Here is an 18,876-nt window from a genome sequence, read left to right as displayed (position 1 = left end):
GAGAAAAACTAGTTTTTACACATAGCGAAACGCAAAATGCTATGATTATTAATGCAAAGTGAAACGCCTTTAATAAGTAAGTAAAACTATGTTTCTATTTGTTGAAAAAATTACACAAAGTAGTATGATAAAAAGAATCAAACATAGTTTAGAACATCTTATCGATAAAAGTTCAAGAAATAAAACTTCAATTGCAGAAGAAAATCTGTTGAACGATTTTGCTTTCAATCAATATCAAAAATCGAAATGGGATGAGCTTTCGATGGGAAATTCTGATGAAGTTTCTCAAAATATATATGACAATATTCAACTTCGAATAGGAAAAAAGAAAACCTTTTATCCGTATTTAAAATATATGGCCGCTGCCAGTATTCTTTTTCTTGCCGGTTTAGGCTTTTGGCTTAAACCAAAAATTGCTGTCGAAAAGCAATTATCGTTTAAAACGTCATCGTTTCCCAAATCTATCCAATTAAGTGACGGCTCGAAAATTTATCTGGCAGCAAACTCATTATTCCAATATCCTGAAAAATTTGAAGGAGAAGAAAGAAAAGTAACCCTTTTAAAAGGAAATGCATTTTTTGAAATCGCCAAAGACAAAAAACATCCTTTTATCATTACTTCCCGCGAAATTAAAACTAGAGTGGTTGGAACATCATTTCATATTCAGCTTTCAAAATCTAAATGCGAAGTGATTGTGGTAACTGGAAAAGTAAACGTGAGTTCAAAAGGGCAAAGCGTTGATTTGGTCCCAAATGAAGAAGCTTTATTCGAATCGAACAAACTGAGCAAACAATTGGCAGATAAATCATTTTTAGTGAATTGGTACTCTACTGATGTCACATTGAATGAAACCACACTTAAACAAGTCATTACCATTTTACAATATAAATATGGCGTTTCATTTCAGTATGATAATGAACGCGTATTAGCAACGCCGTTAACGGTATTCATAAAGAAAGACGCAACATTGGAGAATGTTTTAGAGCAAATAAATTATATCACAAACCTAAAATTCAGAGTTTATGGCGAAATAGTAAAAGTGGATTAAAAAAAAAGCAGTTGCTGAGAACAACTGCCTTTGAATAAATTAAGTATCGTAAAAAACCAATAACTTAAATCATGTATTTTAAAACTTCTTATTTAAATCTAAAGAGTTTTTTCTTTTTAGTTCTGGCTTTACTGACCTTGCAGACAGGTTTTAGTAAAACAGTTTTAGTAAAAAAATCAAAAATAGAAAATAAAATAGAAAAAGCAACTCTTGTTTCTATATTTTCAAAATTAAGCCAACAAACAGATTATAAATTCAGCTACGGACAAGCTGTAATTGCTGACAACACAACTTATACAGTAAATTTTGCTGGGGAAACAATCTCAACTATTTTGAATGATCTTTCAAAAAAGGCAAATTTCAATTATAATATCAACGGAAAATTAGTTTTGATTCAGAAAACTGCTGCACCAAAAACTACAACTGCAAAAACCGCAGACAGAGTTAAAGTAAAAGGAAAAGTAGTTGATGAAAACAATGTACCAATTCCAGGTGCGACGATTATGGAAACAAGTTCTTCAAACAGTGCCGTTTCTAATTTTGATGGTGAATTTGAAATCACGGTTGGAGACGGAAAAACTATCGAAGTTTCGTATTTAGGGTATAAAACTAAAGTTGTTACTGTACAAAAAACTTTCATGACCATTCAGTTAGAACCAAATACTTCTGAATTGAGCGAAGTTTTAGTTGTAGGTTACGGAAAACAATCTAAAAAAGATGTGACAGGTGCAGTTACACAGCTTGAAGCGGCAAATTTCAAGCAAGGTGTAAATATTTCTGTAGACAATTTGATGCAGGGAAAAGTTGCGGGAGTTCGTGTAGTGAATACCAGCGGAGAGCCGGGAGCGGGAGTAAACGTAACAATTAGAGGTGTTGGATCTATCAGAAGCGGAAGTACACCTTTGTTCGTTGTTGATGGAGTGCCCTTGTCAAATGATGATGTGAGTCCGTCAGGAAGCAATGTTGGTTTCGGAAATTCATCGGCTAAAAATCCATTGAACTTTTTGAATACAAGTGATATCGAATCGATTACAGTTTTGAAAGATGCTTCGGCGGCGGCGATTTATGGTGCGAGAGGATCTAACGGAGTAGTTTTGGTTACGACTAAAAAAGGTTCGAAAGGTGAAGGAACGTTGACTTTTGATTCTTATACAGGAATTTCGAATGTGGCTCATAAACTTGATGTTTTAAGCGCTGACCAATATAGAAAAGCGATTAAAGATCCAGCTTTTGATCACGGAGGAAATACAGATTGGCAAGATGTAATTTTTAGAACTGCTATTACAACAAATAATTCATTGGCATTTTCAAAACAAACGGAAACTGGAAATTACTATGCTTCGATTGCGCAAATGAATCAGGAAGGAATTATCAATAAGAGTAATTTCAAACGTATGTCGGGAAGAATTAATGCGGCAGAATCGTTTTTGGATAACAAACGCTTGAAAGTGAAAATGAATCTTACAGCGAGTGAAACGAAAGATAACGGAGTTCCTACAAGTGACGACGGAGGTTCAAACGGACAGTTGATCGTTCATACTTTAATGGCAAACCCTACAAGATCGGTTTTTGATTCAAAAGGAAATTACACCAACTTCAACATGAACGCGCATTATAACCCAGCTTATTTGTTAAGCATTTATGATGACGTAACGCGCACATTGAGAGTTTTAGGAAATTTAGAAGCGTCGTTACGAATTGTTGATGGATTAGAGTACAAATTAAACATTGGTTTTGACCGTTCGGCTTCAGAAAGAAATACTACGATTTTTCCAAACTTGACCGATTTGAATCCGAAAGGGAAATATGTTCAGAATAATTTAGATTCTAGAAACTCTTTGATTGAGCATTATTTGACTTACAATCTGAATTTAGATAAACATAAAATCGAAGCTTTAGGCGGATTTTCATACCAAAAATTCGAAAGATCAGGAACAAGTTTCAGTGTTGACGGAATTTCAAATCAAGGAGTTGGTGTGCCGCCGGCAATTAATCCTGGTTTTGCAGGAACACAATCAGGAGTTTCAGGATATGCGCAGGAAAATGAGCTTCAGTCTTATTTTGGAAGAGTAAACTATACGTTCAACAATAAATATCTTTTGACAGCTTCGATGAGAGCGGACGGTTCGACTCGTTTTGGAAAAAACAACAAATACGGTTATTTTCCATCAGCAGCTTTAGGATGGAATATTTCTAAAGAAAAATTCTTAGAAGATGTAACAGCAGTAAGCAACTTGAAATTAAGAGCAAGCTGGGGAGAAACAGGAAATCAAGAAGTTGAAAACAAAATTACGCAAGCAAGTTATTCACTTTCAGGTGCTGACGGATATTATTTATACAGCGATTTGAATTTAGTAAACGGAGTTTCGGTAAACAGAACACCAAATCCTGATTTGAAATGGGAGGTTGTTACACAATACAATTTAGGTTTGGATTTCAGTTTTTGGAACGACAAATTGTACGGAACTTTTGATTACTTCAATAAAACTACTACAGATGCAATTTTGAATGTCCCGTCGCAAGCTTTAAGTCCAACAACGACAATCTGGACAAATATCGACGGAAAAATTATCAACAAAGGTTTTGAATTTATGTTAGGTTCAAAATTGATTGACAAAAAAGATTTTTCTTGGAACATCGACATGAACGGTGCGACTTTGAATAATAAAATTCAAGATTTGCCAGTTTCAGAAATTTTGACAGGAACTATTTCAGGACCAGGACAATCTGGAGTAAATGCTAATATTTACAAAAGTGGTTATGCGGCTGGATCTTTCTATTTATTGCAACACATTGGTTTTGATGCCAACGGAGCAAATATTTTTAAAGATCAGAACGGAGACGGAAAAATCGACAACAGCGACAGAATTATTATTGAAGGTGCTTTGCCAACATTTTACTACGGTTTCAATAGTGATATGAGATACAAAAACTTTACGTTTTCTTTCTCAATCATTGGTCAAACAGGAGGTTATTTGTTGAATAATACAGGTTTAAATGCTTTAAATATTAACAACTTAGCTTCTGACAGAAATGTGGCAACAGGTTATTATGAATCAGGTGCGAATCCAACAAACTCACCAATTTTATCGACGCTTTTCTTAGAAAAATCTGATTTTATCAGATTAAACACAGCTCGCATTGGTTACAATTTTGATTTGAAAGGAATCAACTGGATCAATGGCTTAACACTTTATGTTACAGGACAAAACTTAGTTACAATTACAAATTATACAGGTTTTGACCCATTAATCAACAGTCCAAAATCAAATGGAGGAAATCAGTCAATTGGTATTGATTATGCGGCTTACCCAACTTCTAGAACGTTCAGTTTTGGAGCAACTTTAAAACTATAATTTATTATGAAGACAAATACATTTTTTAACATCAAATCAATTGCCTTGTTCTCATTTATATGGCTGTTTGCCAGCTGTACAAATCTTGACGAAGTGGTTTTGGACGAGGTTTTAGGCGATAATGCTTCAAATCCTGCCGGAGCACTTGCGGCTGCTTATGACCGATTGGGAGATGGAACTTTTGTAGATCACGGTGGTGTTTTCTCTTTGCAAGAATATACGACTGACGAAGCGATTTTGCCAACACGCGGAAGCGACTGGGGAGACGGCGGAAAATGGAGAGACATGCACGAGTTTACATGGAAATCAGACAACGCGATTGTAGGGGACAACTGGAATAAATTGACTAACGGAATTACACGTTCGTTGACTGCAATTCAATCGGTTGAAGAAAGCTCAATTCCAGAAAAGAAATTGTTTTTGGCAGAAGCCAAAGGACTTTTAGCGTATTATTTATACACTACTTTGGATTTGTACGGACAAGCGCCTTATAGAGATCCAATGAACCCAAATGCACCTTTACAAATTTTAAAAGCAGATACTCAAATCGATAAATTGATTACTGATGTTGAAGCTTTGATTCCAGATTTGGCTAGCATGGGCGAACAACAAACACACCACGGACGTTTTACAAAAGAAGCTGCTTACGGATTTTTGGCAACAATGTATTTGAATCGTGCCGTTTTTAAAGATCGTTTCAATGCGACTTCAAGCTTTAATTTCAGCGAGGCATCAGTTTCAGGTGGGGGAACCGATATGGATCGCGTAATTTATTATACATCATTATTGATCAATTCTGGAAAATATTCTTTAGAAAGTGATTATTTCAAAAACTTCGCAAGAGACAATGATAAAGGAAAAGAATTGATTTTTGCAATTTCTCAAAAGATTGACTACATCAGAAATGGTTCAAACAGTTTTGCTTATGTGTGTATGGAGCGTAACCAAAGAACTTCTGCAGCAAACAGAGGAACAAATGCGGCTTGTACAACGCCTGAATTCTTCGCAACATGGGATGGAAATCACGATGATCCAAGATTTCAGCAAAAATACCAATATTCAGATGGAACTTGGTTCAAAAATGACGGAACAGATGTAAGTGTTCCTGCAACAGATATTGTTCCAAAAAGCGCTAATTTGCCTTGGTTCCACTTTAACAGAGGAATTGAATATGGACCACAATACGGACCAATATTATTATCATCTGGTTCTTTAGAAATGATCAACGGACGTATTAAAGTTTCTCCATTATATATGGAAAAAAGTACTACGACAAGAATGGATTTTACGCCATCATTGACTTTCAAAAATCCTGCTCAAGCTGTTTTTGCTCAAAATGAAATTAATCAGGGAGCGCGTGTATTTAAATACGAATTTGATCCTGAAGGAGGAAACGGAAACAGTAATGTTGACATTCCGTTATTCCGTTTGGGTGGAATTTATACGATGAGAGCCGAAGCTTATTTCAGAAAAGGAAATACAGGATTAGCAATGGATGATTTAAACAAATTGCGTACAAGCAGAAAAAGAGAAGCTTTGTTTGGAAGTGTTCCAGGAAAAGCGCTTACATCGCTTGATGCGACGCAATTATATAATGAAATTGGTTTCGAATTGTATTGGGAATTATACAGAAGACCACAAATGATTCGTTTCGGGAAATTTGATTTACCTGGAACGGCTAAAGCGGCTTCACAACCGTTTAGAAGAGTGTTTCCAATTCCGCAGTCAACTATTGATGTAACGAAACAATTTACACAGAATCAAGGTTATAACTAAGTTGTGTTAGTTAGTTTATTTTTTATTTATTGGTCTCAGATTTGGGTTAAAAACCCTGCAATTTATTGCAGTACTTTAGTAATGCGAAAAAATCTTTATCTTTAATTTATGGCTACAGAATTAAGAAAAGGTTCGCACACAGTAAGCAGATTAACATGTCATGTTGTTTGGGTTACGAAATATAGGTTTAAGGTTTTGAAAGGTGATATCCAAAAGCGCTGTCGTGAACTTTTGATACAAATATGCGAAGCGGAAGGGATAGAAATTTTGAAAGGAGTTGTGAGCGCAGATCACGTTCACATGCATATTGAGTATGCGCCAAAGCAAAATGTAAGTTCAATTTTAAAAAGTTTCAAAGGTCGTACTTCAAGGAAATTGCAAATGGAGTTTCCAGAACTTCACGCACGTTACTGGGGACAACATTTTTGGGCAAGTGGTTATGGAGTTTGGAGTACAGGAAATATAACTGATGAAATGGTAAATGAATATCTGGAGCATCATAGAAGGAAAGATAATGATGATGATTCAAATTTCATTCTTGAATGAAATAGAAAAAGGGACTTTCAGTCCCTCGTCAAACAAACCTCTGCACTTTCAGTGCAGAGTGGTTTAGTTTTTAGAAAAGCCTGTCTTGAGAAAGACAGGCTTCTATTTTTTTAAGTTTCAAGTTTCAGGTTTCAGGTTTCAAACCCGACAGGTTTTTAAAACCTGTCGGGTTTATTCCGCTTTTAGTGTTTTTTTAACGCAAAGTTCGCTAAGATTTACGTAAAGAGTGTAAAGCTTTTAGTAAGTTTCATAGAATGAAAAAGTTCGCAAAGCTTTATCAATAAAGCTTTGCGAACTTTGCGGTTATAGCAGTAAACTGAGAAAAAAAAACCTTGCGAACTTTGCGTTAAAAAAATCAACCCAAAACGAGTCTCATTTCAACTTGAAACCTGAAACCTGAAACAAAATTTTAAACATTAAAAAAACTCTGTTCGTATAAATCCCATACACTTCCGCCACTTACGGCTTCTTTCATTTGTGCCATGATGATATTATCGCCATCGCAACGCATGTTGATCATTCCATATTTTATTCTGGTGCTTCCTTCAGCAGTAGAACGCGCTAATTCTGTTGAAAAAACTAAAGGTCTTTTTGATTTTGTATATTTTCCGGCACAGCCAATCGCATCTGCGCGCGGGTGTGAATAGGTTTCATTATCTCCCGAAGAAATTACGGTAGCATACGGATTCACTTTTGCCATAAAATCAGTTGTAAATTCAGATGCTCCATGATGACACGATTTTGCCACATCAACCTCAAACGGATTCGAAGCGCCATAATGCTCCAATAAATGATCTTCAGCAGGAATATTCAAATCGCCTCCGTATAAAAAGGAACGGTTTCCGTAGGTTATTTTCAAAACAATGCTGTGACCGTTTATAGTATGTGCTTCGTCATCAAAATATTTGTAAACTAGTTTGTTGTCAATTTTTGAAGTTACAGGACCTAAAACTTCTATAGAGAAAATTTTATTATTAATCGTTTTGGAGGGAATTGTACTCGTATGATCCAAACGGACAAAATCACCAAGACGACCTTGGCTGGTAGCCGTATTGATAGCATTCAGAAATTTTTCTTGTAAATCAAGCATGCCACCTTTGGCTTTTAAAGCATTAAATTCAGCTAGAGTACTAAATGAAGTTTCAAGATAGAATTCAGTTCCATGTTTCGATTTTTTCCCTAATTCGGTATTGTATTCTTGTTTAGGGAAATTCGTTTTTGAGTTATTGAATTTGGCAATTCCGTTATGATAAATTGCTCCAATGGTATAATGATCGTCGTTAATAATATCAATCAAACCTTGATAATGATCTTTATCAAAATGGCTGATGAAAATATAATCAAGATGCACTTTTTTGTTTTTGTCAAAATAATATTTGTACTGCCATTTGCTCAAATAATGGCTTAAGTTGTCATTTGGCCCTCCGTCAATAATTATTTTGAGTCCGTTTTCATCATTTCCCACTTCAAGAAGTGCGCCGTCGCCTTGACCAACATCGACATAAAAACATTTTAATGCAGCCGAAAGCCCGAGGCAGGTTTTATCGATCCAGCCTTCTTTTCCAAAAGCCAGAATTTTTTGCCAGTTATTATTTTCTTCTGGCAAAAGCTTGACAAACGATCCCATAAGAATGGTATTATTCTTTCCTTTTGGCTTTCCATCAGCCCCAATATTTTTGTAAACATCAGCATAAAGGCTGATAACTACTTTGTAAATGTCTGCCATAATAAATTCAAATTAAATTTTACTCATTTTACTTTATTAAATAATAGCTTACTAATTTTTTAAATAAAAAATATTGTAAATATATGAAAATCAATAAAGTAAATATTTTTTGTTAAGAAAAAACTGTTGGCTTTTTTGGGGTTTTGGCTATTTTATTGGTTTCAAATTATAATTTGAAACCAATATGAGCTCTTAATTAACAGGAACCAGTCATCAATTTGGATAATTTTGATATCAATCAAAAAAATAATAATTCTATGCTTATGGTAAATTTAGAAAAGTGAATGGCTGAAGAAAAAAGCAATTCAATTTTTGTATTTATTGTAAGAAATTAGAAAGAAACCGAATTAACAAACTAATTTAAAAAATCAAAGTCATGAAAAAGTATCATTTATTATTGGTTGTTTTTTTATTTACGCTGACGATGTCGGCGCAAGGTCAAGGATCATTTTTGCTTAATTTGTACGGAGGTTATACCTTTTCAGACAAAGTTGAATTTGATTCTTCATACGCTCGTGTGGAAGATGGATTTGAGTATGGTGCAGGTTTTGAATATTTTATAATGGATAACGCTTCTATCGAATTAAAATATAACAGACTTGACACACACATGCCTTTATACACAAAAGTTCCAATACCTGGTTATGGTATTCCTGCTGGAGGTCAAGTTAATGCCGGAGATGATAAAGGAGCTATGAATTACATATTGGCAGATTATACCTATTACTTTGGTTCAAGTTCTCAAAAGGCGCTTCCATATCTTGGAGCAGGTGCGGGTGTTGCAATTCTTGAATCACCAAAAAGTGGCAGTGGAACTTATTTTGCATGGGAAATTAAAGCTGGTGTAAAAGTCAAAACAGATTCAGCATTTTCAGTTAATTTCAATGCATATTTGCAATCCATGTCGGCTGCTGTTGGATATGATTACTATTGGGATTACTACTGGGGACCAGTGGCAGTTACTGATTATGCTTCAACATTTCAGTTTGGTTTAGGAGCTGTTTTAAGTTATGATTTTAAAAAATAAATCGCGCTAAAACATCTTTAATCTTAAAATTTTAATCATGAAAAAAGTACTTTTATTAGCGCTTCTTGTTTTCTCTGCAAATTCATTTGCTCAATCAACTTTAAAAGAAGATGTTGAAGTGATACAATCTATTTATGGAAAGTCTAAAGCTGATTTGGTGAGACAATATATGAATTTGTCTGAACCGCAAGCTTCGGCATTCCAAAAAATCTATGATGAATATGAAGTTTCCCGAAAAGCTTTAGGACAGCAAAAAGTTCAAATCATTAATGATTACGGAAATAATTATACGACACTTGATGACGCAAAAGCCGCACAACTTACAGAGGCAAGTTTGAAAAACGTTGGCGATTATGACAAATTGCTATCTAAAACTTATGGAAAGCTTAAAAAAGCAGTTGGCGGACTTAACGCTGCAAAATTTGTTCAAATTGAGCAATATCTTCAAGTAACAATAAGAGCTGCAATCCAAGATCAGATTCCTTTTATTGACGAAATTGATAAAACAAAAATCAGTAAAGCATAAATTAGAAAGCGATAATAATTCTTATTATCGCTTTTTGCTTTTAGGAAGAGCTTATTTGTAAAATGCAGATTCAAAGCAGTATAACATCGTTATTTTATAAAATTCCAAAGAGATGTTATAATACTTAAAAGTGGTTCAAGAAGTATTTTTGATTGGAGTTTTATGCATGCATTTTATTGGTATAATCTCAACATTAAATAACATTAAAATTTAATACCATCATGATACATCAAATTGATACTACAGATAATATTGTTGCCTTCAGAGCATTAGCCGAAGTAACAAAAGATGATTTTTTAAGCGTGGTTGTGCCAGCGGTCGAACATTTGGTAAAACAAACTAATGAAATTAATTTTTTACTCGTTCTAGATACTGATATCGAAAATTTCACCGCAGGAGCTTGGCTTCAAGATGCGTTGCTGGGATTAAAGCATTTAGGGAAATGGAATAGAGCTGCAATTATTTCTGACTCAGAGGATATTATTTCATTTACAAACGGATTCAGTTTTGTTGTTCCAGGGGAATTCCACGGATTCAAAAAGGAGAATTTCAACAAAGCTTTAAATTGGGTTGAAGGAAATATTAATCTTTCTTAATTATGAGTTATGAGTTATAAATTATTCGGCAAAGATTGAATAAAAAAAACAGCTTAAATTTTATTAAAATTTAAGCTGTTTTTTTATGACAAAATCTAAAATCTAAAATCTAAAATCTAAAATCTAAAATCTAAAATCTAAAATCTAAAATCTAAAATCTAAAATCTAAAATCTAAAATCTAAAATCTTAGTGATTATATTCAATTCCACTGCTATCTGTAAGTTCTTTTTTTGCTTTGTATGATTTTGAAATTTGTTTGTAGCATGCGGTTGTCAAAAGTGGCAATGCTAAACTTCCTACCACTGCAGCGGTTTTGTTATGCCCTGTTTTTTTCAGTACGGCACCCACTAAAAGTGCTCCAAGTCCAGCGCAAACTAAGTTTTTTGTTGATAATTTTGAAGCTGGAGCAGGCGTTATTCCGTGCAATAAAGGATCTATAAAATTCAAATTTTCCATGAGTATAATTATATTTAGTTAAACTTTATTTCTATTTAATTTGACAGCTTTTCATTTTCTGTCTCGTTCTCAATTTTTTCAATTTCTACTTTTTCTTTTTTTATAGCTTGTCTTAATAAAGCAAAAAGGCTCATATAGATATTTGCCATAAAAACCAGCGAGAACCCTGCCAAAATGTAGCCCCGCCAGTCATTTAACAAAAGTTTATAATCACAAAGCACTAAAAATGCAATTGTGACATAGTGGCTGAAGCAATATTCACAAGTGAAAAGGTAGAATGCTTTTCGTGACCAAATTGTCTTGTCATTTTTTGAATGTCTGACACACCATTCTCGTGGCTCTTTAAAGATTTCTTCATGCGTCACCGTCCAACTGATGCAAGCAATTGGAACAGCTAAAACAAAAAGCCAGATAATTTGGGTGGTTAGCTCCATGATCAATTCAGTTATTCTCTCGGATGATTTTCAGGAAAATGTTCGGCCTCAAAATCATCTATGTCTTTTGTATTGTCGTCATCTAAATCGTCATCTTTTTCCAAATCTAAATCGGGATCATAATCTTCATCAAAATCATTTTTTCGATCATCATTTGTAATGGCATCATCTTCATTTACAATTCGTTCTTGATTCGGAATATTTTCAGATCGAATATTGGTGTTGCTTTCAAAATCAGTTGCTGGATGTTGAGGATCGCCAATAAATTCTTCTTGATATTGATACGGATCTTCATCACGTGCGTAATTATCATTGTCAACTAAAGTGTTTTGATCGATATAATCAGGATCACTTTCGCCAAATTCACGATTATTATGTTCTTTTAGATCTTGTTTAAATTCATCTTCATTAAAAGAACCATTTACGATAATATTTTGTTCGATAAAATCAGGATCATGCTGATTGTAATCGGAGTTGCGATACTTTTCCATAACGTAGTTTTTTAGATTACTATTATTTTTTTGTCGGAAACGAATCCTTCATATCTTTTGCAGAAGGTTTTGCTTCATTTTGATCGTCTGTTTTTTTTCAGATTTTAAAGTGGCCTCATTTTTTGAGCTTGCGATTCCTTTTTTGGCTTTTGCATTTTCCTTATGTTCAGTTGTAGGTTTCATGTTTGTTGCTTTTTAAAGTTTGCATTTTACAAATTTACCAAGCAATTAAGGGAATGCTTTATACGAATCTAAATTATAGCTGCATAATTAACAGTTGTTTAGAATGTAAAAAATACAATAAATAGTGTAATTTTTGAGACAATGAAAGATTATAATTTTGAATTTAATAATCTGAAAAAAACAATTTCCATGACTTCTTCTAAAGTGATCAATTGCTGCGAAGCTTTAATCGAAAAAAATCTAACTATTACATTTGTTGAAAGTGCTTCTGCTGGAAAAATGTGTTATGAATTTTCGACTGTTTTTAATTCAGGCCGAATTTTAATAGGCGGTATGGTTTGCTACCATAGTTCAATGAAAGAAGATTTGTTGCAAATTCCGTGGGGAACCATAGAGAAATATAGTGCAGAATCGGCTGAGGTTACCAAAATGATGGCGCAACGTTTTTCTCGCTATATCAATTCAGATATCTGTGTAGCTCTAACCGGACTTACAACCCCGGGAGGAAGCGAAAGTGAAGAAAAGCCTGTTGGAACCATATTTTTGCATATTGTTTTTCCAAGTAAAGAAATTGCAGCACAATTTCATTTTGAGGGAGATGCAGAAGAAATCATTGATCAAGCCATTGACGCAGTTTCTGAATTGATTTTAAAGGAAATCGAAAGCTAATTTTCCTAGTTTTATCTTTTTAAACGAAACTCCCATAATTTTAATTTGAACTCAAAAAAAACTATAAAGTCTTATAAATTTGGTATTTGTAAGAAATTTAAAAATCTAATTAGCACTTCAAAAGAATTAAAATGGCTCTGCTATTGAGAATTTCTAAACTTGTTGTTTTTTCAAAAGTTCCAATTCGGAGATGATTAATCCTTTCATTGTGGTGTTAACGTAATCTTTCGCTTCGGCATAAGAAACGCCATATTTTCTTGGAATATCTTGAAAATGAATAGGGAAGATGTTTAATATTTTGTCATAATATAAATCCAATTGCGTGTCGCTCGGCATCTCGAATTTTAATTTTATTTGAAATCTTCGCAACAAAGCAGTGTCAATACTATTGTAAAAATTAGTTGCACAAATTAATAAGCAATTCGTTGGAAAATAATCAATTAGTTGAATGATTGTATTCACTAGACGTTTCATTTCAGCAACATCTTTATCATCGTTTTCACGACTTTTGGCAATTTGGTCAAATTCGTCCAAAAACAAGACCGCATTTTCGCGAGTTGCTTTGTCAAATAATGCTTTAACGTTTTTAGAAGTTTCGCCAATCTTAGCATTAATAATTGTGCTCAGATTGATTATAATGATTTCTTTATTTAATGCGGTTGCAATTGCTTTTGCAGTTGTTGTTTTGCCGCATCCAGTATGACCGTGAAGTAAAATTTTATTATCAACTTTTAAATTGTATTTTTTTAATTCCTCTATATACAAATGTTCTTTAATGGTTTGCTCTAAAATTGCCTTGTTTTCGTCACTGAAAAATAAGTCTTGAATGGTAATTTTTTCGGTATCGTTGACCGTAAGTTCGTATAGATTCATTTTGAATTTTTATTTGGTGCAAAATTAGATTTTATTCTGCAATATTTTCGTTCCAAATTTCCTTGCCTAAAAATCGGTTCCCAAAAATGGAAGTCCCAATTCTTACTAAGTTTGAACCTTCGGCTATTGCCAATTCTAAATCTTGTGACATTCCCATTGAAAGTTTTAAACTGTCCAGGCCTTCAATTTTTTCGGCATAAATTTGATCCCGAATTTCTCTTAACAATCGAAGTGATGGTCTCATTTTTTCCTTTTCAACATCAAGCAAGCCAATTGTCATTAAACCTTTGATTTTTAAGGTATCAAATCGTTTTGTTTCTTTAATAAAATGAATCACTTCAGCTGGTGCAACTCCAAATTTGCTTTCTTCAAAAGAGGTGTTTACTTGGATATAAACATCAATATTTCGATCTTCTTTTTGTAATTGACGATGTAATTCATGCGCAAGACTAAGCCGGTCCAATGATTGAATGCAAGTGACATATTTCAGTACATCTTTTATTTTGTTGGTTTGTAAATGACCAATAAAATGGCGTTGGACATTCAGATTTCTTAAATCGGAATCTTTGTCGCGAAGCTCCTGCATTTTGTTTTCTCCAATCAGCTTTTCTCCTCCTTCAATAGCGATACGAATTTTCTCGGCAGAAACGGTTTTGGTGGCTAATAAAAGTTGAACATCTGATGCGTTTCTGCCCGAAAGCAAGCACGCTTTTTCAATGCGATCATGGACTTGGCTTAAATTATATAGAATAGCATTTTTCATAACACAAAATTACGTTTGAATGAAAAATTAGAAAGAGCCAGTTTTTGTTATTATGAATAGTCCAGATTTTGATACAAGACCCACTGGACCAGTAACAAGTAAAAATTCAAAAAACTGGATGAGCTCCAAAATTGGAATCTGGAATAAATTTGTAATGTAAAAAAAAACAAAATTGAATTGTATTTTAAAAACATAAACTTATGAAAGTAGCAGTGTGGGATACCTACGTAACCCGAAAAGACGGTAAAATTATGCATTTTGATATTTTAGTAGATGAAAATACTGATGATGCAAATCAAGTTTTTGAATTTGGACGAATTTATCTAAAATCAGTAGCGCAGGAAGGACAGCCTTTAACGTCAAAAGAATGCAATTTTTGCCATATTGACAAAGCACCTATTGAAATTGAAAATCAAATTAGTGAAAATGGTTTTTCTATAATCGAAATGGAAAACTGCAATTAATTGATTTTTTTAAAGTATAAAGGCTGTAAATGTGGGGATTTCAGTCTTTATGCTCTAAACTTGCTTATTTACAATAACTTTGAAAGAGCAATAATGCCTTCTTCCATTTGTTTTTCGGTTAAGGAAGCATAACCTAATCGCAATCCAGAAATTGGAGTTTTAAAACTAAATTTTTCTGGACTCATTATCTGAATTCCTTTTTGAAGTAATTTTTCACAAATTGGCTGAAGGTCAATATTTGATTTAGGAACAATCCAAAAAGCAAGACCGCCTTCAGGTTTTGTGTATATGATTTTGTCTTTTAGATGCTCTTGGCAAAGCCTGTCAAAATAATCTCTTTTTGATTTATAAATAAGATTTGCTTTTTTTAGATGACGTTTTATTTGCCCTTCGTTAATAAGATTTAAAACAGCCTCTTCCATGATATTATCGCCTTGAACATCAATTATTTTGCGATGTTTTCCTATTTTCTCTATATTTTCGACAGAACTAGCGATGAAGCCAATGCGAAGCGCAGGAGCAACAATTTTACTCAAGGTGCCAATGTAAACAGAGTTTTGAGCATTGCTATAGCTTGAAATTGGCAAGATTGGGCGCAGACCAAAATGAAATTCATTGTCATAATCATCTTCAATAATAGAAAAACCATATTGATTTGATAATTCGATCAATCGTAATCTTTTTTTCAAACTCATTGTTACGGTTGTTGGAAATTGATGATGAGGCGTTACGTAAATCGCTTTTATGGAATTGTATTTTTTGAGGTAATTTTCGACTTCATCTATTGCAATTCCATCATTTTCAATAGTTACAGGAAGGAGGGCTGCACCGGCATTTTCAAAAGCTTCCCACGCCGGTTTATAACCCGGATTTTCGATCATCACAAAATCGCCTTTCGATAAAAGACAATGTGAGGCGAGGTACATTGCCATTTGACTGCCTCTTGTAATACAAATTTGATTTGGTGCAATGTTCATTCCACGCTTAAAATTAAGCATTTGGGCAATGGCTTTTCTGAATTCAATATTTCCTAATTCATTGCTGTAGCCCATAATTTGCCAGCGGGATTTTCTGCTGAATATTTCTCGGTAGGAACGCGCCAAATCGTTCATGGGCGCTAGTCGGCTGTCGGGAAGTCCGTCATCAAAAATAAGACTGGGTTTTATTTCATCTTCATTGTATGGAAAATGTTTTTGTATTTTTGAAGAAGAAATGGAGGCAGTTGACAATTCAGCAATAAAAGTTCCTTTTCGATCAATAGAAATCACCCAGCCTTCAGCAATTAAAACATCCAAAGCCTCAACGACAGTATTTCGGTTTACATGAAGCAATTCGGCAAGTTTTCTGCTTCCCGGCAAAGCATTCCCTACGGCTAAATTTCCAGATTTTATGGCATTGATAATCGCATCGGCGATTTGCAGATAAAGCGCTTTGTCTGATTTTTTATCTAAGTGAATTTCGAATTGCCACGGTCGTAACATCTGGACTAGCTGTTAGATTAAAATGAATTAAAAAACATAGTCCAAATTTACATTATTTTTTAGAGATGAAATAAATTTAATAGGATGTCGTTTTTTATTTCGCTTTAAGTTTCAATTTAAAAAAATCAATAGTTCTTGTCCATGATAAAGTTGCTGCAGCTTCATCATATCTAGGTGTTGTATTGTTATGAAAACCATGATTGACTCCGTTATAAAAATAAGCCGTATGTTCGACTTTATTTTTGTTGAGAATTTGTTCAAATGCGGGCCAACCTTCATTTACTCGTGTATCAAGACCAGCGTAATGCAATAGTAATGGCGTTTTTATTTTTTCGGCTTCTTCGGCAGTGGGCTGTCCGCCATAATAAGGAACTGCAGCTTTCAAATCTGGCAGTTTTACCGCCATCATATTGGCAATCCACCCGCCAAAGCAAAATCCAACTACACCAATATGGCCGTTGCAATCTTTATGTGATTTTAAATATTCAAAAGCGGCGATGAAATCTTCCAACATTTCTTCACGCGTACGTTTCTTTTGCAATTCTCTTCCTGCATCATCATTGCCGGGATAACCGCCCAAAGGTGATAATGCATCAGGCGCAAGTGTGATGAAACCTTCGAGAGCGGCTCTTCGTGCAACATCTTCAATATAAGGATTAAGTCCGCGATTTTCATGAACTACGATAATTCCGGGCAGTTTCTTTTTGGTTTCTGCTGGCTGCGATAAAAGCCCTTTAATGCTTCCGCCACCTTTTGGAGAATCATAATTGATATAGCCAGTTTTTAATCTTGGGTCTGTTGGCTGAACCAAAATGCTATCGACATAATTGGGTGTCATAAAACTTAAAAGCGAAGGAAGTGTCAATGTCCCAACCGCAAAAATGGATAATTTCTCAATAAATATTCGGCGATCGATTTTATTGTGAGCATAATCATCGTATAAGTCAAATACTTCTTGACTTATATCTTCTTTGGTTAGTTTGGTCATAGCTTTTAATTTTAAAACTAATTTAGAAAATTAATTGATTACTTTTAAAATAGATCTTGAATTCATGAAATAGAAAGCAGATTTTCAACGTTATAAGGTGTAATTCTATAATTTTTGAATAAAATTATGTAAACTAAATCTGATTTTATTTAAGAAATTAGGATAATTCTACCCAAAACTATTTTTAATTTTAAATAATCAAATAAGATGAAAAAGATAACCTGCTTATTAGCGCTCTTCACAATATTTTCTATTTCTTTAAGCTGTAACAGTTGTTCCAATGATAAAGATACTCCATCAGATCCCGGCACGGTGACTGATCCAGTAGAAACAAATGCACCAAACAGTGCCTATAAACCGGCATTTGAAGGACAAACCCGAATTAACGGAATTAAAACAAATACCAGTTTTGAAGGTAAAGTTATCACAAGTACTTTAGCAAACCCGTGGGGCGTAAAAATGCTTCCAGACGGCCGACTTTTAATTACTGAAAAAGCGGGGCAAATGCGAATTGTAACTACAGCCGGCGTAGTCAGTAGTCCAATTACTGGACTTCCAGCAGTTAATCCTTCTGGTCAGGGCGGATTATTAGGTTTGTGCCTAGATCCTGATTTTGCATCAAACAAAATGATTTATTGGGTGTTTTCAGAAGCAACAACTGGCGGCAATAATACGGCTGTGGCCAAAGGGAAACTTTCGGCCGATGAAAAAACAATCGAAGGAGCAACCGTAATTTATCGTGCAAAACCTGCAAATCCTAGTAATCTTCATTATGGAGGACGAATTCTTTTTGATAAAACTGGAAATCTTGTGATTAGTACAGGAGAACGTTCCGTTATAGAAACCAGACCTTTAGCACAATCTGTAGCGTCTGGTCTAGGAAAAGTAATCCGATTGACAAAAGAGGGACAGCCAGCATCAGGAAATCCTGTTTTTACGGGAACTGGAGTATTGCCAGAGTTATATAGTATAGGACATAGAAATCCGCAAGGTTTGGCGCTTCATCCTGTTACGAGTGAAATTTGGGAAAGTGAACATGGTCCACGTGGCGGTGACGAAATAAATCGATTAAAAGCTGGAGCTAATTTTGGTTGGCCAACAATTACTTACGGAATTGAATACAGTGGCGAGAAGGTGGGAGCGGGAATTCAGCAACAAAGCGGTATGGAACAGCCTGTTTATTATTGGGATCCGGTGGTTTCTCCAAGCGGTATGACGTTCTACACAGGAAATCGCGTGCCAGAATGGGAAAACAATCTTTTTATTGGCGCTTTGAGCGGCATGCATATTGTGAGGCTTGCTATTGAAAATAATAAAGTAGTAGGAGAGGAAAGACTTTTGGCTTCCGAAAATCAGCGATTCAGAGATATTACACAGGGCAGTGATGGCGCTCTTTACGCTATTACAGATCAAGGCCGACTTTATAAAATCGACAAAAAATAAAATCTTCTAAACGCTATTGAAAAAGTAAT

General features: G+C 34.4%; 19 protein-coding genes. 10 read left to right on the top strand and 9 right to left on the bottom strand.

What is annotated here, in order from left to right:
- Positions 1 to 124 precede the first annotated feature (124 nt).
- From SCB73_RS19250 to tnpA, 4 genes are all read left to right on the top strand, one after another.
- On the top strand, positions 125 to 1,048 hold the full coding sequence (locus SCB73_RS19250) for a FecR family protein (RefSeq protein ID WP_320567800.1): 924 nt from the start codon (positions 125 to 127) through the stop codon (positions 1,046 to 1,048).
- A gap of 71 nt (positions 1,049 to 1,119) precedes the next feature.
- On the top strand, positions 1,120 to 4,404 hold the full coding sequence (locus SCB73_RS19245) for a SusC/RagA family TonB-linked outer membrane protein (RefSeq protein ID WP_320567799.1): 3,285 nt from the start codon (positions 1,120 to 1,122) through the stop codon (positions 4,402 to 4,404).
- A 6-nt stretch (positions 4,405 to 4,410) separates the two neighbouring features.
- Positions 4,411 to 6,180, top strand: coding sequence for a RagB/SusD family nutrient uptake outer membrane protein (locus tag SCB73_RS19240; protein ID WP_320567798.1), 1,770 nt, complete (start codon positions 4,411 to 4,413; stop codon positions 6,178 to 6,180).
- Positions 6,181 to 6,288: 108 nt separating this feature from the next.
- Positions 6,289 to 6,726 carry an IS200/IS605 family transposase gene (gene tnpA, locus SCB73_RS19235; RefSeq protein WP_320566631.1) on the top strand — a complete coding sequence of 146 codons (438 nt, stop codon included), beginning with the start codon at positions 6,289 to 6,291 and terminating at the stop codon, positions 6,724 to 6,726.
- A 409-nt stretch (positions 6,727 to 7,135) separates the two neighbouring features.
- On the opposite strand, the gene SCB73_RS19230 is transcribed toward tnpA, so the two are convergent.
- Positions 7,136 to 8,452: a ComEC/Rec2 family competence protein gene (locus tag SCB73_RS19230; protein WP_320567797.1), complete on the bottom strand. Its 1,317-nt coding sequence runs from the start codon at positions 8,450 to 8,452 to the stop codon at positions 7,136 to 7,138.
- 376 nt (positions 8,453 to 8,828) lie between these two features.
- On the opposite strand from SCB73_RS19230, the gene SCB73_RS19225 reads away from it, so the two are divergent.
- The 3 genes from SCB73_RS19225 (at position 8,829) to SCB73_RS19215 (ending at position 10,601) form a co-directional block, all read left to right on the top strand.
- Positions 8,829 to 9,479, top strand: coding sequence for a porin family protein (locus SCB73_RS19225; protein ID WP_132987615.1), 651 nt, complete (start codon positions 8,829 to 8,831; stop codon positions 9,477 to 9,479).
- A 37-nt stretch (positions 9,480 to 9,516) separates the two neighbouring features.
- Positions 9,517 to 10,005: a hypothetical protein gene (locus SCB73_RS19220; RefSeq protein WP_320567796.1), complete on the top strand. Its 489-nt coding sequence runs from the start codon at positions 9,517 to 9,519 to the stop codon at positions 10,003 to 10,005.
- Positions 10,006 to 10,226: 221 nt separating this feature from the next.
- Positions 10,227 to 10,601 carry a SpoIIAA family protein gene (locus tag SCB73_RS19215; protein ID WP_320567795.1) on the top strand — a complete coding sequence of 125 codons (375 nt, stop codon included), beginning with the start codon at positions 10,227 to 10,229 and terminating at the stop codon, positions 10,599 to 10,601.
- Between the two features lie 187 nt (positions 10,602 to 10,788).
- Here SCB73_RS19215 and SCB73_RS19210 read toward each other — a convergent pair whose 3' ends face one another.
- Genes SCB73_RS19210 through SCB73_RS19195 form a run of 4 tightly spaced genes read right to left on the bottom strand, consistent with a single transcriptional unit; the run spans position 10,789 to position 12,166 of the window.
- The gene (locus tag SCB73_RS19210; protein WP_320567794.1) at positions 10,789 to 11,058 is read right to left on the bottom strand and encodes a PrgI family protein; all 270 of its coding nucleotides are present in this window, start codon (positions 11,056 to 11,058) and stop codon (positions 10,789 to 10,791) included.
- A 35-nt stretch (positions 11,059 to 11,093) separates the two neighbouring features.
- Positions 11,094 to 11,492, bottom strand: a complete 399-nt coding sequence (locus tag SCB73_RS19205; RefSeq protein WP_320567793.1) for a hypothetical protein — start codon at positions 11,490 to 11,492, stop codon at positions 11,094 to 11,096.
- 11 nt (positions 11,493 to 11,503) lie between these two features.
- Positions 11,504 to 11,983: a hypothetical protein gene (locus tag SCB73_RS19200; RefSeq protein ID WP_320567792.1), complete on the bottom strand. Its 480-nt coding sequence runs from the start codon at positions 11,981 to 11,983 to the stop codon at positions 11,504 to 11,506.
- Between the two features lie 48 nt (positions 11,984 to 12,031).
- Complete coding sequence (locus SCB73_RS19195) at positions 12,032 to 12,166, bottom strand: hypothetical protein (RefSeq protein WP_320567791.1); 135 nt, start codon at positions 12,164 to 12,166, stop codon at positions 12,032 to 12,034.
- Between the two features lie 141 nt (positions 12,167 to 12,307).
- Between SCB73_RS19195 and SCB73_RS19190 the strand changes: the two genes are divergently transcribed.
- On the top strand, positions 12,308 to 12,835 hold the full coding sequence (locus SCB73_RS19190) for a CinA family protein (RefSeq protein WP_320567790.1): 528 nt from the start codon (positions 12,308 to 12,310) through the stop codon (positions 12,833 to 12,835).
- Between the two features lie 153 nt (positions 12,836 to 12,988).
- Here the strand turns inward: SCB73_RS19190 and SCB73_RS19185 are convergent, their stop codons facing one another.
- Both SCB73_RS19185 and SCB73_RS19180 read right to left on the bottom strand, forming a co-directional pair.
- Positions 12,989 to 13,708, bottom strand: coding sequence for an AAA family ATPase (locus SCB73_RS19185; protein WP_320567789.1), 720 nt, complete (start codon positions 13,706 to 13,708; stop codon positions 12,989 to 12,991).
- Positions 13,709 to 13,739: 31 nt separating this feature from the next.
- Positions 13,740 to 14,471, bottom strand: a complete 732-nt coding sequence (locus SCB73_RS19180; RefSeq protein ID WP_320567788.1) for a YggS family pyridoxal phosphate-dependent enzyme — start codon at positions 14,469 to 14,471, stop codon at positions 13,740 to 13,742.
- Positions 14,472 to 14,671: 200 nt separating this feature from the next.
- Here SCB73_RS19180 and SCB73_RS19175 point away from each other — a divergent pair, with 200 nt between their 5' ends.
- Entirely contained in the window at positions 14,672 to 14,935 is a 264-nt protein-coding gene (locus SCB73_RS19175; protein WP_320567787.1) for a DUF2024 family protein, read from the top strand.
- Between the two features lie 68 nt (positions 14,936 to 15,003).
- Here the strand turns inward: SCB73_RS19175 and pdxR are convergent, their stop codons facing one another.
- Together pdxR and SCB73_RS19165 are read right to left on the bottom strand one after the other, a co-directional pair.
- Positions 15,004 to 16,416, bottom strand: coding sequence for a MocR-like pyridoxine biosynthesis transcription factor PdxR (gene pdxR, locus SCB73_RS19170; RefSeq protein WP_320567786.1), 1,413 nt, complete (start codon positions 16,414 to 16,416; stop codon positions 15,004 to 15,006).
- A 94-nt stretch (positions 16,417 to 16,510) separates the two neighbouring features.
- Positions 16,511 to 17,404, bottom strand: a complete 894-nt coding sequence (locus SCB73_RS19165) for a dienelactone hydrolase family protein (protein ID WP_320567785.1) — start codon at positions 17,402 to 17,404, stop codon at positions 16,511 to 16,513.
- A 207-nt stretch (positions 17,405 to 17,611) separates the two neighbouring features.
- Here SCB73_RS19165 and SCB73_RS19160 point away from each other — a divergent pair, with 207 nt between their 5' ends.
- Positions 17,612 to 18,847 carry a PQQ-dependent sugar dehydrogenase gene (locus SCB73_RS19160; protein WP_320567784.1) on the top strand — a complete coding sequence of 412 codons (1,236 nt, stop codon included), beginning with the start codon at positions 17,612 to 17,614 and terminating at the stop codon, positions 18,845 to 18,847.
- Positions 18,848 to 18,876: the final 29 nt, after the last annotated feature.

Source organism: Flavobacterium sp. KACC 22761 (assembly GCF_034058155.1).
Lineage (GTDB): Bacteria > Bacteroidota > Bacteroidia > Flavobacteriales > Flavobacteriaceae > Flavobacterium.
Note: the sequence above shows the minus strand (reverse complement) of the source record. Positions and strands in the feature narration are given on the sequence as shown.